Origin of the sequence: Flammeovirga sp. EKP202 (assembly GCF_014534745.1) — a bacterium.
Lineage (GTDB): Bacteria > Bacteroidota > Bacteroidia > Cytophagales > Flammeovirgaceae > Flammeovirga.
Genome location: NZ_JACVVP010000008.1, coordinates 163,646 through 179,804, shown reverse-complemented (window position 1 = coordinate 179,804; position 16,159 = coordinate 163,646). Strand labels below are relative to the sequence as shown.

15 protein-coding genes are annotated in these 16,159 nt (G+C 35.0%); 3 read left to right on the top strand and 12 right to left on the bottom strand.

Going from position 1 to position 16,159, the window contains the following annotated elements:
* Positions 1 to 2: 2 nt before the first annotated feature.
* On the top strand, positions 3 to 962 hold the full coding sequence (locus IC221_RS07155) for an L-threonylcarbamoyladenylate synthase (protein WP_188168297.1): 960 nt from the start codon (positions 3 to 5) through the stop codon (positions 960 to 962).
* On the opposite strand, the gene IC221_RS07150 is transcribed toward IC221_RS07155, so the two are convergent.
* The 5 genes from IC221_RS07150 to IC221_RS07130 form a co-directional block, all read right to left on the bottom strand.
* Entirely contained in the window at positions 954 to 2,807 is a 1,854-nt protein-coding gene (locus tag IC221_RS07150) for a HAMP domain-containing sensor histidine kinase (protein ID WP_188168296.1), read from the bottom strand. The two genes, IC221_RS07155 and IC221_RS07150, sit on opposite strands and share 9 nt — an antisense overlap.
* A 146-nt stretch (positions 2,808 to 2,953) precedes the next feature.
* Complete coding sequence (locus IC221_RS07145) at positions 2,954 to 5,179, bottom strand: PP2C family protein-serine/threonine phosphatase (protein ID WP_188168295.1); 2,226 nt, start codon at positions 5,177 to 5,179, stop codon at positions 2,954 to 2,956.
* A 175-nt stretch (positions 5,180 to 5,354) separates the two neighbouring features.
* Positions 5,355 to 6,041: a hypothetical protein gene (locus tag IC221_RS07140; protein ID WP_188168294.1), complete on the bottom strand. Its 687-nt coding sequence runs from the start codon at positions 6,039 to 6,041 to the stop codon at positions 5,355 to 5,357.
* Between the two features lie 70 nt (positions 6,042 to 6,111).
* Entirely contained in the window at positions 6,112 to 7,302 is a 1,191-nt protein-coding gene (locus IC221_RS07135; RefSeq protein ID WP_188168293.1) for a DUF1501 domain-containing protein, read from the bottom strand.
* An 11-nt stretch (positions 7,303 to 7,313) separates the two neighbouring features.
* Entirely contained in the window at positions 7,314 to 8,699 is a 1,386-nt protein-coding gene (locus IC221_RS07130) for a DUF1800 family protein (RefSeq protein WP_188168292.1), read from the bottom strand.
* A 212-nt stretch (positions 8,700 to 8,911) separates the two neighbouring features.
* Between IC221_RS07130 and IC221_RS07125 the strand changes: the two genes are divergently transcribed.
* Both IC221_RS07125 and IC221_RS07120 read left to right on the top strand, forming a co-directional pair.
* A complete protein-coding gene (locus tag IC221_RS07125; protein ID WP_188168291.1) occupies positions 8,912 to 9,175 on the top strand; it encodes a hypothetical protein in 264 nt (87 codons plus the stop codon).
* A gap of 159 nt (positions 9,176 to 9,334) precedes the next feature.
* Positions 9,335 to 10,495 carry a sigma-54 dependent transcriptional regulator gene (locus IC221_RS07120; RefSeq protein WP_188168290.1) on the top strand — a complete coding sequence of 387 codons (1,161 nt, stop codon included), beginning with the start codon at positions 9,335 to 9,337 and terminating at the stop codon, positions 10,493 to 10,495.
* Between the two features lie 61 nt (positions 10,496 to 10,556).
* Here the strand turns inward: IC221_RS07120 and IC221_RS07115 are convergent, their stop codons facing one another.
* The 7 genes from IC221_RS07115 to IC221_RS07085 form a co-directional block, all read right to left on the bottom strand.
* Positions 10,557 to 10,970, bottom strand: coding sequence for a molybdenum cofactor biosynthesis protein MoaE (locus tag IC221_RS07115; RefSeq protein ID WP_052444203.1), 414 nt, complete (start codon positions 10,968 to 10,970; stop codon positions 10,557 to 10,559).
* 27 nt (positions 10,971 to 10,997) lie between these two features.
* Positions 10,998 to 11,237 (bottom strand): MoaD/ThiS family protein, encoded by a 240-nt coding sequence (locus IC221_RS07110; protein WP_188168289.1) that lies wholly within the window; start codon positions 11,235 to 11,237, stop codon positions 10,998 to 11,000.
* Positions 11,238 to 11,328: 91 nt separating this feature from the next.
* Positions 11,329 to 11,940, bottom strand: coding sequence for an NADH:ubiquinone reductase (Na(+)-transporting) subunit E (gene nqrE, locus IC221_RS07105; protein ID WP_044202746.1), 612 nt, complete (start codon positions 11,938 to 11,940; stop codon positions 11,329 to 11,331).
* Between the two features lie 29 nt (positions 11,941 to 11,969).
* A complete protein-coding gene (locus tag IC221_RS07100; RefSeq protein WP_169657825.1) occupies positions 11,970 to 12,617 on the bottom strand; it encodes an NADH:ubiquinone reductase (Na(+)-transporting) subunit D in 648 nt (215 codons plus the stop codon).
* A 43-nt stretch (positions 12,618 to 12,660) separates the two neighbouring features.
* Positions 12,661 to 13,392, bottom strand: coding sequence for an NADH:ubiquinone reductase (Na(+)-transporting) subunit C (gene nqrC / locus IC221_RS07095; protein ID WP_044202749.1), 732 nt, complete (start codon positions 13,390 to 13,392; stop codon positions 12,661 to 12,663).
* A complete protein-coding gene (locus IC221_RS07090) occupies positions 13,379 to 14,578 on the bottom strand; it encodes an NADH:ubiquinone reductase (Na(+)-transporting) subunit B (protein WP_188168288.1) in 1,200 nt (399 codons plus the stop codon). The genes nqrC and IC221_RS07090 overlap by 14 nt, the downstream gene beginning before the upstream one ends.
* A gap of 41 nt (positions 14,579 to 14,619) precedes the next feature.
* Entirely contained in the window at positions 14,620 to 15,966 is a 1,347-nt protein-coding gene (locus IC221_RS07085) for a Na(+)-translocating NADH-quinone reductase subunit A (RefSeq protein WP_367397761.1), read from the bottom strand.
* Positions 15,967 to 16,159 lie beyond the last annotated feature (193 nt).

Genomic DNA, 16,159 nt, shown 5'->3' with positions numbered 1-16,159 from the left:
AAATGGCTTTAATTGATCATTCCATAGAGAAGGCAAAAGAGGTATTAGACAGTGGTCAACTGATTGGGTTGCCTACAGAAACGGTGTATGGACTTGCAGGAAATGCTTTAGATCAGAAGGCCGCTTCTATGATTTTTGAAGCAAAAGAACGTCCTAGTTTTGATCCACTCATTGTACATAGTAATTCATTAGAACGTCTAAAACCTTATATTTCAGAATTGCCTCCCCAAGCTGAAAAACTAGCCGCAGCTTTTTGGCCTGGCTCTTTGACAATGGTTTTACCGAAGTCAGATCAAATTCACGATCTTATTACAAGTGGATTGGATACCGTAGCCGTTCGTGTTCCAAATCATGAACTTACTTTGTCACTTCTAGCCTCATTAGATTTTCCTGTTGCTGCACCAAGTGCCAACAAGTTTGGATATATTAGCCCCACTACTGCACAACATGTGCAAGATGGTTTGGGGGATTTGATTCCTTATATTTTAGATGGAGGAGCTTGCAATGTAGGGGTAGAGTCTACTATCGTTGGTTTTCCAAATGGTGAGCCTACAATTTACAGAAAAGGTGGTATTCCGGTTGAAGAAATAGAAAAGGTAATTGGCACTGTAAAGGTAAATGCTCAATCCTCTTCTCAACCTAAAGCACCAGGAATGCTCCACAGACACTATGCTCCAAATGCAACTCTTTTACTAGGTGATATCAAAACACTATTAAAAGAGCATGAAGGGCAAGACGTTGTCACGCTTTCTTTAAAAACAAAGTTTGATGAACTTCCTGAAGAAAAACAATTTGTGCTTTCAGAGGAAGGTGATTTGAAAGAAGCTGCACAAAACTTGTTTAAGTATTTAAGAGAAATCGATCAACTCGGCCCTCAATATATTCTTGGCGAATGGATGCCAGAAGAAAGTTTGGGTAGAGCGATTAATGATAGAATCAAAAGAGCAGCATCCTTAGGATAGCTGCTCTTGCTTTATAGTTGTATTTTCTTCTTCGGCTATTAGATCAAATAAAACGGTACACCTTGTTCCTACTCCCTCTTGGGAATCAATAAAGAGTTTCGCATTATTCCTTTTTACAAAATCTTGTACTAAGATCATCCCCAATCCTACACCTTTCTCTCTTGCGGTCCCTTTCTTTGAGAACTGTACCATTGGATCAATCAGCTTTTTCAACTCTACCTCAGACATACCAATTCCATTGTCAGTAATCGTTACTTCTAACTTCCCTCCTCTTTCCATCGCTGAGATACTTATAATCCCTTTCCCATTGGCTGATGTAAACTTCAGGGCATTAGACAGTAAGTTTCTAATCACACAATCAATACTATTTTTATCAATCTCCACGTGAAAATCTCTTTCTACTTCTGAAAGTAATGTAATCTTCTTTTCAATGGCATTAGGTTGTAATAAACTGAGATTTCGATTGATGACCTGTGTGATGTTGTGTCTTTGGATATCAAATTTAATGGCGTCAGAAGCAGACCTAGACCAAGACAGTAAGTTTTCCATCAAAGCCATCATGTTTTTCATAGAGTTCAACATGTCTTTGGAAAGACTTTGAATCTCATCAGGAGAAAAGGCATTAGATCTTTCCATCAATAACTTTAAGAAACCAATCTGAGTGTTGATGGGACCTTTTAAGTCATGAGAAATAATAGAGAAGAATTGATCCTTCACTCTATTGCTCTCCATTAACTTTTTCTTAGAACTTTTTAATTTTCGATTACCCTGTTCAAGTTCCGCAAACTGATTTTGGATCATCTCATACATTTCCTGAAACGAATCTGCCAATGCTGCCACTTCTCTGGTCGGTTTTCTTAATTCTTTAAAATCAACATCATCTCCCTTTGCCACATAACCGTTTTCAATAATTCTTCTTGTCTTATCTTGTAATACAGTAATTGGCATTGAAACGCGTGAAGCGGTATAATATCCAATGATAACTGTAAATAAAACAGCCGCTAAAGAAACCAGTAAATAAGAAAGTTTTACTTTCCACATTAAAGAGATAAATCGTCGAGACACCTCTGTCCCTAAAGAATCAAATTCTGACTCTATATAAGAAGCCGTACTATTTAACTTTCCTTTTAGACCTTCATTATTACTTTTCCCTAACTTATAATAGATCAATACAATCTCATTGTAGGCCGAGAGATAATCATCTACAGCCTCTATCAGAAACTTATTTTTAGCAGGGTACATTTCAAGTTCTTGCTGTAACTGCCCGGCGGACTTATTGATCTCTAAAACAAAAGAGGTCTTTGGATCCAGCAAGTATTTCATTCCATTCAGCTGCATTTGATCGAACAATCTCATGTGCTCTATGTTATTAAGCTGACTTAAGATCGTAGCATTCTGATACATTTGACCGTACAAACCAGTTGTATCCGAGCCTAAATCTTTTTTAGCTTGCATAAGATTAACTACTTGATCATTATAGCGATCAATTAGGCTGTCAATAAACATTAAATGTGGTTCTAATTCCCAATCTTTTATTTGTTCATGATTGAGCAACTTATCAATACTTACCGATACAAGATGTACTCTATTACTCCTTTTATTGATAAAATCATTTAATGATGTTTCATTGTAATAGTTTGAAGAAAGGTCGTTTGAGATATCAGTAGCATCTCTTTTTATTAAATCCAAAACACTAACCTCCAAGTGCATTAACCATGCTTTCACTTGATCGAGTTCTTCACTTCTATGAATATATTTATAAGTAATAAATGATATGCAGCTAAATAATACTGAAAAGGAGATAAACACAGTAAGAATTCGGCCTCTTAAACTTCCATTATTCATAATCTTAAGTTAGTCTACTTTATTCCAAGATAATTAATATTCTTACCATTACCAATTTCAAGGCTTTACAAAAGAAAATAGAAGATATAGATCATGTTTGGCGTTTATCAACAGACCTATACCTTCTATTTATCACTCGGGAAAATTTAAATTAGTTTGATCCCTAAAATTGAAGCGTCATCATTTTGTGGATGATCGCCCTTCCATTCTATAAATGTCTTTTCTATATATTCTTTCTGAACGTTTAATTCTTCTGAATGAACATCAATCAATAACTCTTTAAGTCTCTTCTGGGTAAAAGGAGCTTGCTCGCTGTTATTTTGATAAATTACTCCATCTGAGAATAAGTAAAGCTCAACATTCTTGACTCTGTTTAATGGAATATAATGTGTATTTGCTATAAACTGACTTTCGGAATTACTAGCATTAGTCGTCAACTCATCTCCAATTAATTCTTCAAAGTTTTCATCGCGGATCACAAATACAGATTGATTCAACCCAGAGAATTCTACCATTTGTTTTTGTCGATCCCAAACACAAACCGAAAGCTTTAATCCATCATTGAAAATTAGATCTTCTGATTTTGTAAGCTCGAATACATTCTTATTAATGGTTTCAAGAATACGGCTCGCTGAAGCCAATCGTTTTACGTTCACAACTTCATTGATGATTGAAGTAATGACCATTCTACTCAAGGCTGCTTTTATACTGTCTTTACCCGTATCTCCTAAGAAAAAGAAAACTCTGCTGTCTCTTTCGTAAGTACAGATAAAGTCACCTGAAATCTCTTCTTTTGCTTTATGGATATGAAAATGATTCTCTAGCGATAAATGATAAAGACTGCTATCATACATTCCTAGTTTCAGGATCTTCTTTACTGCTTTATAATGAGCATCTATTTCCTGTTCTAAGTCTTTTATTTGAAGCGAGAGCTTTTGATTGTCAGCAATCAGACTCTGCTCTTTTGAAGAAAGTGATTCATTCTTCTTATGCTGTTGGGTTACAATATTTGAACTTTCTGAGAGTTTCTTTTCCATTTCTCTTTGTAACTCATGAAGCCTCTTCACCTCACTCCCAACAACATCCATCTTTTGAAGCATATCATTGGAAATTCCCTTCTCAGAAAAGTTCATATAATTAAAGGTCAACGGTTGATCTGCTAATTCATCCAATGCATTTTTTAAAGCATAAATAGGTTTCGCTAATCTTCTACCACCGTAAATCACACCGAGTAAAAAGAAAATTCCGATGACAAAAAGTAAAGCATTAATGTAAAATCTCACTTTGTACCATTGAGCAAAAGCCTCATCTTTTCCCCATTCAACTACCACTCTCCAATCAATTCCCTCACTTTTCAGCCAATGTGTCATAAATATCGCATTCATTCCATTGACAGAAACACCCTCGGATAAACTTATAATATTATTATTACTCGCTGCTGTAATTTCTTCAGGCACTTGTAATAGACCAATGATTGAATTGTTTTTCTTTGCCTTTCCCAATTCACTTTCAGCAACCCCTTGTTGTGAAAGTCTTAGAAGCACTTCGCTAGGATTTTGATTAAATGACCTAATAGAAGTTCTTAATTTACCGTCTTTTCCAATAAGATAAATATCTACTGTTTCCGACGCTTCAACGTTACTTAATTGAGCATTAAGGTTCCATTGATTGGCATCATAAACATAAAGCAGGTAATAACTTTCTGAAGTTGTGTTAGGAATTTTAGAAAGCAAAAATATTCTTTTCCCTATATTCAGGTAATTTACCAAATCAATCCATTGATAGTTCTGCTGATCTAACAGCTTGATATTACGCTTTAAATTCAATGCTTCTAAACCTTCTCCATTCGTTGGTTTACCTATCAATTCTTTTCTGTTAGAGGACGCAATTATTCTCTCTTTATTTAATAAAATAACCTCTTCTACAGCTGCGATTTTTTGAAAATGATGTAGTTGTATTACTAATTCATTAACATCCTTTTTCTTATGATCTGAAGTTTTATTCAGCTCATACTGAATGATCGATTGTAATGAATCATTATTGGATTGTTGATAGAACGAAGATGATTTGATTTTCTCCCATTCTTTTTTTGATCGCTTTTTATCAGTATAGCTTGAAAAACGTTGTTCTATTTCATCAATATGATCAGCAGATAGTGTCTCAGAAAGTAAATACGCCGTTTTCACTTCACTACTGACTGTTTTATCAAGGTAATCAGCGATAGCAAGTGTTACATCTTCCAACCTCTCCTCTACGGCTTTGTTCTCAAAACGAGTTAAAATACTATTTACAACAACAACTAATACAAAAAGGGCTAGAACTACTATTGTAAAAAAATAAGAAAATATACTTGATTGTATCTTTCTAAACATAGGGTTTCTTTAATCTGTTAATTCTTTTTTTTATAAAAGTAGTCAATTCTACGGCACAATTAAACTTATTAGGGGGATAAAAGTTTATTGTGTTTCATTATTCAAAAATTCTCACAAAAAAAGGTAGCCTTCAATTGTCATGAAAACCACCTCTTTGTTTTTATATTTTAAATGTTTATTTCTCTTCGATTTCAATCATTTTAATTTTGATTTCATTGTTCCCCTCTTGCATCTTAAACTCATCATCAGAATTTCTTTCGATCACTTGCTTTATGGTTTCCCCATTCTCGAGCGTAACGTCTGCTTCTATATACGTCTTATCGTCATCGATTGAAACATTCATCGAATTAATATTTCGCACCTTTCTGTTGTGTTCATCTGCAACTGCTTTTTCTATCTCAGATTTAAAAAGTTGATCATGTTTTTCCTCTGCCGTTTCACCCGTTTTTTTAATTTTAATGACCTTATTACGTGATGAATCAGATTGTGTAATATTAATATCAACTTCCTCTTCAATATCCAAGTTGAAGTCTAATGTTACTTCTTTGGTAAAGCTTTTTACAATTTTCTCCATTTCTTTATTAGAAAGCGTCACTGTTCTGACTTCTGTTTTTCCAGTTTCAAGTTTTACTTTTCCTTCTAGAAGAATACCGTCTGCATCACTATTGATTTTGATCTCATCAACAGATACAACGTCATTACCAAATCGTTTTTTAACGTCCGGTACAAAAGTGGATTCATTGAATTCAATTGCTGTTGATAAATCTTTCTCTACATTCACATTTGTGACATCATCACAACCAAAAATGGAAAGAAATACCAAAACTAAAAGCGATATGTAATATTGTTTTTTGAAATTCATATTTTGAATCATAGCTGTTAGCAAATGTTTTACAAATAACTAATATTTTCATAAATGAACAATAAATCACTTAAACCAATCTCAAAGTATTAATCTTTTTTGACAAAATTTCTGAACTACTAACATTCAACCAATTATCTAAAAGGTCAGCATAAATACTTCTAAAATCAACAGAATAAATTAGATCACCTTGATGTAAATTAAATAGATCAGGATTTTCATTTACAATGCCTTTTGATTTCAAATTTTTGCCAATTAAAAATACATTATTAGCGGCTCCATGATCAGTTCCTTGTGAAGCATTTTGTGCTACTCGTCGTCCAAATTCTGAAAAAGTCATGATGATTGTATCATCAAAATTTCCACTTTTTTCAAGTTCCTTTACGAAAGCTGCTACTGAATCAGAGTAATCCTTTAGAAGTCGATTTTGAGAATTTTTTTGATTAACATGTGTATCAAAACCTCCCATTGTAGCATAAAAGACTTTCGTATGAATACCTGATTTAATGAGTTCAGAAATACTCTTTAAGCTTTTACCCAAATAAGAATTAGGAAAATGTACATCTGATTTGTAAATCCTACTTTTTTCATAGATATATTCAGCAGACTGACTTGCTTCTGCAAGGGTTTTATAGAGGTAACCTTTATTATTTTCATCCAGAGTCTCTTTGCTTGCTCCTTTCGCTAGTTTATCAAATTGATCTACTTTCAGACTATTATAAAAAGTATAAGGTTGATCCACTGCTACACCTTTCATGTTCGCCCCTTTTAATGCTAATGAAAGTGTATTGTCATATTCAATTACTGAATCAACGCTTTTACAATAAGAATCTAAATATCTACCAAGCCAACCCGTTTGTATATATTCATTACTATCAGAAGCTGTATGCCAGATATCCATACTTCTAAAATGAGAACGATTTGGATTGGGATAACCTACATTATTGATTACTGACACATATCCTTTATCGTATAGTTCAGCAATACCTTTCATGTTCCCATTTATCCCTAAATCATTGTCCAATTTAAAAACTTCAGATTCTTTAAAGGATAAAGTTGGTCTTGCTTTGTGGTATAAATCATCCAAGTAGGGTACAATAGTATTTAAGCCATCATTCCCTCCAGAAAACTGAATGATCACTACTCTTTTCCCTTCAAATGGATCCGTGTTCTTTCCAAGAGTTTGCTGTAAAAAAAGTGGAGTGAACATGGTGCCTGCCGTTAAAAACGAGGCATTTTTGATAAAATCTCTTCTTTTCATAGTCGTAATAATTAACAAAGTTGATATTCAGGTAAGGACAGAATTTGTATCATTTGATCTTTAAAATCTGTCAATTGATTTTCCGAGAGGTACTTTTGCCCTTCTTCAGAAAGTTTTCCTCTAATCATCAATTCGACTAAAGAGCATTTTTTATCTGTATAATGGAGTTTTTCAATATTTCCCCAATCAATGTCACATTGAAACTTTCGGTATTGTTTGTTTCTTCTTTTGTTTTCCATTGGGTCTTTGTCATAATCTTCTTTGTAAGCCAATGGTATCTGACCATTATTCAAAAGTACCGAAGGTAACCTTAAGCGTTGTGCTAATCTGGAAGCATCAATCCAACTCTTATCTCCTGGCCACCCCGCAACGTTAGGAGGATTATAAAGTACCTGATCTAAATTACGCTGAATGATCATCCATGATTTCTGATTTTTAGGAGTCAAATCAAATTGTTTCTTCAAAGTGACCATTAACTCTATAGGACTCTTGATTTTGACTCCTATATTTTTGTCTTGATAAAACCATGAAGAATTAAAAATGTAAGCCATCGTTTTTCCAATATCATAGTCATAAGAATACATTTTTTCAGCTACTTCTCTTACTCGTTTTTCATCCGGAACCGGGTTAACGAAATATCTGTATATCTTAGATGAGATAAAATAAGCACACTCTTTTTTCTCTAAAATAAAGTCAATCACCTCTTCGCCATTGAAATTACCGGTTTTACCGAAAACTGTTTTCTCTCCTTTATCATGCCTTTTTGCCAAAACGACAAACTCAAGCTTTTGATTAGAAAACCAACCTGTAAAACATCGGGCAATTTCTTTAACATCTTCTTCTGTATAGCCATTATCTCTCCCTAAAGTAAATAGCTCACACAATTCTCTTGCAAAATCTTCATTTGGACTCTTCTTCTTATTTTGTTTCAAATGAAGATAATCAATCATTGCTCTTGACTTTGAAACCTCTAGCAATAAAGATTTGAAATCACCCAAACCTTTTAGTCGTAAAGCATCAGTGTATTGAAGTGCGATATATGGATCTTGGATTCTACAAGCAAAATGACCGTGCCAGAATAAGGCCATTTTTTCAGCCAAATCACATCCACCTGACTGCATTTGATCAATCCAGTCAAGTAACACTTCTTGAGTATATTCCCTACTCATTTTCCTAGATTCTTGCCTATCTTCCTTAGACATCATTTTCATGGTTGAGTAAGCAGGCATTACTTCCTCAATAGGTGGAATATCTATCTCTAATGGTTTTAATTCTGATAGATCCAAAAGAGGTGATACAATATCTTTTGTTTGGAGTAGTTCATCAGCTCTTTTACGATTTATTCCAAAACCAGCTCTGGAATAAAGGTGTAATAGCTTTTTATATGATTTATTCATAAGATAGTGATTATAAGTAGTTAATTCGTATTAACCCATTCAATTCAAAATAGACCTAATGACTTAAAGTGTGCTTTTATTGTCTTTACAAGCTACTAAATAATTAAGTTAAAAGTTATTTTTTTTCATATTTTAATCTTCAGTCAATCATAGATAATGTATATTTGAAATCTGAATAAATTAGAAGTTATTTTTTATTAATTCGAATAGAAATGAGAAGAAATTTCAATGCTTACGGTGCAGATTTAGTATCCTTAATAGAAGATCTCGAAAAACAATGTCTACATTTTCAAAAGAATATCTCTTCTCAAAGTCTTGAAGTTGCTATTTTGTCTCCTAATGGAAAAAAAGAGCTACAATTAATGGAATCAGCTAAACTAATGGAAGTCCTTACAAAATACTTTGAAGAATCTGAAATGGATTTTGAATTTGGAGGTTGTGAGGGTAACGAATATTGTGTTGATGTAAACTGGTAAAAAGTACTAATACGCACATCAAACTATTAATTTTAAGTCACTATTTTAATATTAGACCATACCAAAGTCTAAGAAAAATAGGATTCCAAAAGTTAAAAACACAATTTATATTTGCCCTGAAATTTAAGAGCATATATTTTTTATTTAAGTAAAACTATCATGGGAAAAAAAATTCTAATCATAGATGACGAACAGAGTATTCGTTATACCCTAAGAGAAATATTAGAATTCGAAAACTACGATATTGACGAAGCTAAAGATGGAGAAGAAGCTCTTGAGAAATTAGTCGTTAATAACTATGATGTTGCTTTATGTGATGTAAAAATGCCAAAGAAAGATGGTATTGAAGTACTTACAAAAGCAATGGAGATGGGAAAAGCTCCTCAATTTATCATGATCTCTGCGCACGCAAATATTGATATTGCTGTCGATGCTACTAAAAAAGGTGCCTTTGACTTTATCTCAAAACCACCTGATTTAAATAGACTTTTATTAGCGATCAGAAATGCATTGGACAAATCATCTTTAGTTCAAGAAACTAAAGTATTGAAAAAGCAAGTCGCTAAAAAATATGATATCATTGGGGCATCAAGTCCTGTAGTTCACATGAAGGAGACTATTGAAAAAGTAGCTCCAACTGAAGCTAGAGTTCTTGTGACTGGACCGAACGGTGCTGGTAAAGAATTAGTCGCAAGATGGATTCACGGTAAAAGTCCTCGTTCGAAACAATCTCTAGTAGAAGTGAACTGTGCAGCTATTCCTTCTGAGTTGATCGAAAGTGAATTATTTGGTCATGAAAAAGGATCATTTACATCAGCTCACAAACAACGTATAGGCAAGTTTGAACAAGCCAACGAAGGTACTCTTTTCTTGGATGAGATTGGTGATATGAGTCTTTCTGCTCAAGCGAAAGTATTAAGAGCTTTGCAGGAAAACAGAATCACTAGAGTGGGTGGTGATAAAGAAATCAAAGTCAATGTAAGAGTTGTAGCCGCAACAAACAAAGACTTAAAAGCCATGATTAAGTCAGGTGATTTCAGAGAAGACCTTTACCACCGTTTAAGTGTTATTGTCATCAAAGTTCCTTCTCTTGCAGATCGTAAAGAGGATATTCCATTATTGATCCAGAAGTTCCTGAAAGATATTGCTGGCGAATATGGAAAACCTCAAACAAAAATCACTGAGGATGCCTTAGAAAAGATGAAAGAACCGGAATGGACAGGTAATATCAGAGAACTCAGAAACGTGGTCGAAAGATTGACAATTATGAGTCCAACAGAAATTACTAAAGAAGATGTAGAGCGTTACGCTTTCTTATAATTCTCAGTTTTATTATAAAAGAAAATCCTCAATTCTCTTTAAACTAGAATTGAGGATTTTTTTATGGGTGAGAAAATACCCAATGAGAACCGTCTTCAAAATATTCTCTTTTCCAAATAGGAACTGTTTCTTTTAAAGTATCAATAGCATACTCGCAGGCTTCAAAACTTGCTTTACGATGTGGAGTAGAAACGGCAATCACTACCGCAATCTCACCTACTTCACAATCTCCTACAGCATGTACAATACTTACTTTATCTGCTTTAAACTTCTCTTTTACAGTATCCGCTATTTTCTGTAATTCAGATACAGCCATTGTTTCATAAGCTTCAAAAAACAGCTTGGTTACTTTTTTACCAACCAAGTTATCTCTAACGGTTCCAATAAAAACATCGATAGCACCGCAGTAATCAGACTTTACACTATCGATTATTGAGGCTGTATTTATTTCTTTCGTCTCTTGTAAGGCAATCATAATTAGATCTTAAGGTCATTAAAAAAATCATCCTCCACTCATAGGAGGTATAAGAGCAACTTCGTCTTTGTCAGAAATAACTTCTGTACCATTTGCATGCTCTCCATTCACTGCTAAAGCAATAGACCTCAGCTTACTTAATTCAGGATATTTTTCTTTTAGAAGTTCCAGCAAACTCTCCGAAGTTAAATCAGTCTGATCCACTGTATAATCAAGAGTTGAACTTCCTATAATATCCTTGGTGATACCAAATAGCAATATTTTCATAATTCGAAAGTGCTAATATTTACCTAATTTTCAAAGCATAAAAAAAGGCATACTCCGAAGAATATGCCTTTTGGTGATATTTCTATATATCTTATAGAGCAATACCCATGAATGACATAAATGCCAATCCCATCAAACCTGTAATGATGAAAGTGATACCTAATCCTCTTAAAGGAGCTGGTACGTTTGAATATTTCATCTTCTCACGGATAGCTGCTAATGCGATGATCGCGATTAACCAACCAATACCTGATGAGAAACCATAAACACCTGCTTCAACGATAGAGTACTCTCTTGGCACCATGAAGAATGCTGCACCTAAGATTGAACAGTTTACTGCAATCAAAGGAAGGAAGATACCTAATGAACCATAAAGTGATGGTGAGAATTTCTCGATAATCATTTCCACCAACTGTACTGTAGATGCTACAACAGCAATGAAAAGAATATATGTTAAGAAGTCTAAGCTTACGCCTGCATATTGCTCGCCTAACCAAGTTAATGCACCTTCTTTTAAGATATAGTTATATACTAACCAGTTTAGTGGTACAGTAATCGTCAATACGAACGTTACTGCCAAACCAAGACCTAACGCTGTGTCCACTTTCTTAGATACGGCCAAATAAGAACACATTCCTAAGAAGTAGGCGAACACCATGTTGTCGATAAAGATCGACTTAATTGCAAGATTTAATAAATCCATTTTGTGATCGTTTTTTTAAGATGATTGTTCTAAGCCTCTTCTACGTAACCGTTTCTTGCACGTTGTACCCAGATGATTAAACCAATGATGATGAATGCACCTACTGGAGATGTCATTAAACCATTGTTTACATAAGCTTCTGGTAAAACGCGGATATCAAATAAAGTACCTGATCCGAATAACTCTCTAAAGAAAGCTACAACCAAGATTACCCATGCATATCCGAATGAAGAACCAAGACCGTCAAGAATTGAATCGTAAGGCTTGTTAGCCATTGCGAATGCTTCAAGACGTCCCATTACAATACAGTTTGTAATGATCAGACCTACATATACACCTACTACTTTTGATACATCATAAAGGTAAGCTTTCAATACTTGGTCTACGATAATTACAAGTGATGCTACAATACCCAACTGCACGATGATACGGATACGTTGAGGAATTGCATTACGTAAAAGCGATACGATTAAGTTAGAGAAGATAATTACGAATGTTACCGCAATTGACATTACCAATGTTGGCTCTAACTTTGAAGTTACCGCTAAGGCAGAACAGATACCCAATACTTGTACTGTTACTGGGTTATCATCGTCCAAAGGATCAGTCACGATTGCTTTTCTTCTCTTCGAGAATAAAGCTTCTGACTTTTTTGCTGCTACAGTTTCTGTGCTCATTTTTTTCGTTTTTTGTTATATTCTATAGTGAACAAATTGCGAACTACTGGGCCATTGAAACCGCAGAAGCACCTTTTTCCAAGAATGGCTTATATTGATTCAAGTATCTATCAACCATTTCATTAAGACCAATTGCAGTAAGAGTTGCACCTGATAAACCGTCTACCTCATAATCAGGCAAACCTGTTTTACCTTCACCTTTTACCATGAAAGTAGGCTTTAACTCACCATTAACAAAGATCTTTTTACCAATATATCGGTCTTGTACCTCTTTATCACCAATTCTAGCTCCTAAACCAGGAGTTTCACCTTTGTGAGAGAATACCACACCTTTTACAGTATTCATGTCAGACTCTAAGGCAAAGTAACCCCAGATGTCATTCCAAAGACCATAACCATACATAGGTAAGATATAACTTTCTACACTACTACCATCTTTACTCATGAATTTGTAAATAGGTAAAATTGCAGGTTGGTTTTTCTTTAATTTTTTCCACTCTTTAGAAATATCTAATTTCTCAAGAACAGCAGCGTCAATTGCTTGACCATCGATACCAACAACTTGGATACGACTATCATATACTTTAGCAATTTCTGACTTTGGAGATTCGCTCATTTCTGGAAGTACTGAAAGCATAATTTGCTTTTTAGTATCCAAAGCTACTTCTTCCTTTTGTCTCTCGTTAAGAGAAACTGCAGTAAACGACAAGATACCACCAAGGATAACTGTCATTGCTACCGCAAAACCGATGACATAACCGTTAGACTGTTGCACGTTTTAATCTTCGTTTTTTGTTTGCATTTACTACATAATGGTCGATCAATGGAGCTAATACGTTCATAAGAAGAATAGCTAACATGATTCCCTCTGGATACGCTGGGTTTAACACACGGATAATTACCGTCATTACACCGATTAACGCACCATAAATCCACTTACCTGAGTTTGTTTGCGAAGCAGAAACTGGGTCTGTCGCCATAAACACAATACCGAAAGCGAAACCACCAACGATTAAGTGGTAGTAAGCTGGCATTTGTAAGTAAGTAGCACCTTCTGGAGCAAGAACGTTTAATAAAACACCCATTGCTAATGCACCTAAGATACCAGAAATGATGATTCTATAATCAGCTACTTTAGTCCAGATTAATACTAATGCACCAATCAAACACATTAAAGCAGAAGTTTCACCAATTGAACCAGGGATTGTACCGATAAATAAACTCATTGGATCTGAAGCCCAGTGAGCAGCTTTACCTACGAAGTCTGCAACTGCAACTCCTTGGTTTTGAGCTTCAACCGCTAAACCTAAGAATGTAGCACCAGTGAAACCATCTACTGTAGATGTTCCTTCACCAAGGTAAGTCCAAACTTTATCACCTGAAATCGCTGCTGGATAAGCGAAGTATAAGAATGCACGAGCAGTTAATGCTACGTTCAAAATATTCATACCTACACCACCGAATACCTCTTTAGCTACTAATACAGCGAAAGCTGAAGCTAAACCAACTTGCCATAATGGAATAGTTGCTGGTAATACTAATGGAATAAGGATACCTGTTACTAAGAAACCCTCTGTGATAGGGTGATTTCTAAATACGGCGAAAGCGGCCTCTACAGTACCACCTGCTGCATAAGAAACGATAATAATTGGTAACGATAATTGTAAACCAATTAACAATTGCTCTCCAACTGATGCAGCTTCACCAGTTGCAATGTGGTGTTGGTAACCTACGTTCCATAAACCGAAAATGATAGCAGGAAGAAGTGCGATAACTACAGTCATCATCACACGCTTTAAATCTACTGCATCACGTACCTGAACACCTTTCGCTTTAGTCACATCCGGAGGAGTGAACATAAACGTTTCACCTGCTTCGAAAACATAGTAAAGCTTCTCCAGCTTACCACCCTTTTCGAACATAGGCTTTTGTTTTTCTATGAGATCGTGAATGAATTTCATGTCTTATAAGATATTAAACTAATTTTTAATAGTACACCAAATTAATCCAAACGCATTGTATCTAAACCTTGACGTACAATCTTTTGAATATCGTGCTTAGAAACGTCAATGAATTCACAAAGAGCTAAATCCTCTTCTGCTACTTCATAGATTCCTAATGCCTCCATATTCTCATAATCATAAGCAAGGATAGCTTTCAACAAGTACATTGGATAAATATCCATAGGTACTACCTTCTCGAAGCTACCTGTTACTGCAAATGGTCTGTCTTGACCGTTTGTGTTAGTATCAAGTGCATACTTCTTAGAAGTGCTACCTAATAAACCGAACGCTTTGTGGAAGCTTAAACGGCTTGTGATTGGTGCTAACCACCCATCTGATAAGAAGAAACGTGCTTTATTTCCTTCCTCAAGGGCAGTAACCATGTTAGAATAATAACCCAAGAATCCGTTCTTACCAACAGCATAACCTGTTAAAACGTTTCCTGAAACTACACGAACATTATCACCTTTGATTTTCGCTACTGAGATTGTCTCTAAGTTTACACCTGCGTATGTTTCAACATACTCTGGCTTATCAACTTTAGGACCAGCTACTGCAATGATTCTTTTGGCATCATATTTACCTTCTTTGAAAAGTTTACCTACTTGAGCTAAACCTTCTGGAGAAATAGTCCAAACTACATCATTAGCACTTGTAACAGGTGCAGTGTGGTGAATTTGCACACCTACGTTACCTGCTGGATGAGGACCTGAGAATTTGTTTTTCTCAACGCCTGCAAGACCATCAAACAATGCAGAAGATTTTGAACCACTTAATCCAAGGTACACCTTAGGAGCAAACTTTTTCAATACATCAATACCAGCTTGGATAAAGCTTTCTTGACCTTTCAAAGTGAACTCATAATTTGGTGCCAAAGGATGGCTATCAAATGCTGATACAAATAAAGCTCTTGGTGTATCTGAAGGGTTAGCAACAACAGCATATGGACGACGCACTAATTGCGGCCACACACCACTTTCAAGAAGAATAGCTTGTGCTTCTTCTTTGCTAACCTGATCGATAGGTTTCACAGGGAACTCTTTGTATTCTACTTGCGCGTCAGCTTTAACTACGACTGCAAGTAACTTACGGCGTTCTCCACGTTGGATTTCAACGATTTCGCCGCTTACAGGTGATGTATATTTAACTTCTTCTAATTTCCCATCAATTAAGATTGGGTCACCTGCCTTTACTTTCTCGCCTACTTTAACCACAGCCTTAGGACGAATCATCCCAGGGAAGTCCTCTGGTTTAATGGCAAATGTTGTGGGTGTATCAATATTCTTAGCGATGCTTTCTGCAGCCTCGCCTACTAGTTTGATATCAAACCCTTTTTTTAATTTCACGTTATTAGACATCGGATATTATCGAGTGACAGAGTAAACGCTCCTATATTTTTATGTGCAAACTTAATAAATTCATATCTGCTTTGAAACTTAATTGGCTAGTGATTTTCGTCAAATTTTCAAAAAATCCTGAATAACAATGAATATATTTTTAGGAATTAACAAATTATTTAAAATGACTATTATATCATAT

Coding starts and splice junctions, on each gene's coding strand:
- IC221_RS07120 (WP_188168290.1), top strand. CDS start 9,335: ATGGGAAAAAAAATTCTAATCATAGATGACGAACAGAGTATTCGTTAT.
- IC221_RS07140 (WP_188168294.1), bottom strand. CDS start 6,041: ATGAATTTCAAAAAACAATATTACATATCGCTTTTAGTTTTGGTATTT.
- IC221_RS07115 (WP_052444203.1), bottom strand. CDS start 10,970: ATGATTGCCTTACAAGAGACGAAAGAAATAAATACAGCCTCAATAATC.
- IC221_RS07135 (WP_188168293.1), bottom strand. CDS start 7,302: ATGAAAAGAAGAGATTTTATCAAAAATGCCTCGTTTTTAACGGCAGGC.
- IC221_RS07090 (WP_188168288.1), bottom strand. CDS start 14,578: ATGAAATTCATTCACGATCTCATAGAAAAACAAAAGCCTATGTTCGAA.
- IC221_RS07130 (WP_188168292.1), bottom strand. CDS start 8,699: ATGAATAAATCATATAAAAAGCTATTACACCTTTATTCCAGAGCTGGT.
- nqrE (WP_044202746.1), bottom strand. CDS start 11,940: ATGGATTTATTAAATCTTGCAATTAAGTCGATCTTTATCGACAACATG.
- IC221_RS07100 (WP_169657825.1), bottom strand. CDS start 12,617: ATGAGCACAGAAACTGTAGCAGCAAAAAAGTCAGAAGCTTTATTCTCG.
- IC221_RS07110 (WP_188168289.1), bottom strand. CDS start 11,237: ATGAAAATATTGCTATTTGGTATCACCAAGGATATTATAGGAAGTTCA.
- IC221_RS07125 (WP_188168291.1), top strand. CDS start 8,912: ATGAGAAGAAATTTCAATGCTTACGGTGCAGATTTAGTATCCTTAATA.
- IC221_RS07155 (WP_188168297.1), top strand. CDS start 3: ATGGCTTTAATTGATCATTCCATAGAGAAGGCAAAAGAGGTATTAGAC.
- IC221_RS07145 (WP_188168295.1), bottom strand. CDS start 5,179: ATGTTTAGAAAGATACAATCAAGTATATTTTCTTATTTTTTTACAATA.
- IC221_RS07150 (WP_188168296.1), bottom strand. CDS start 2,807: ATGAATAATGGAAGTTTAAGAGGCCGAATTCTTACTGTGTTTATCTCC.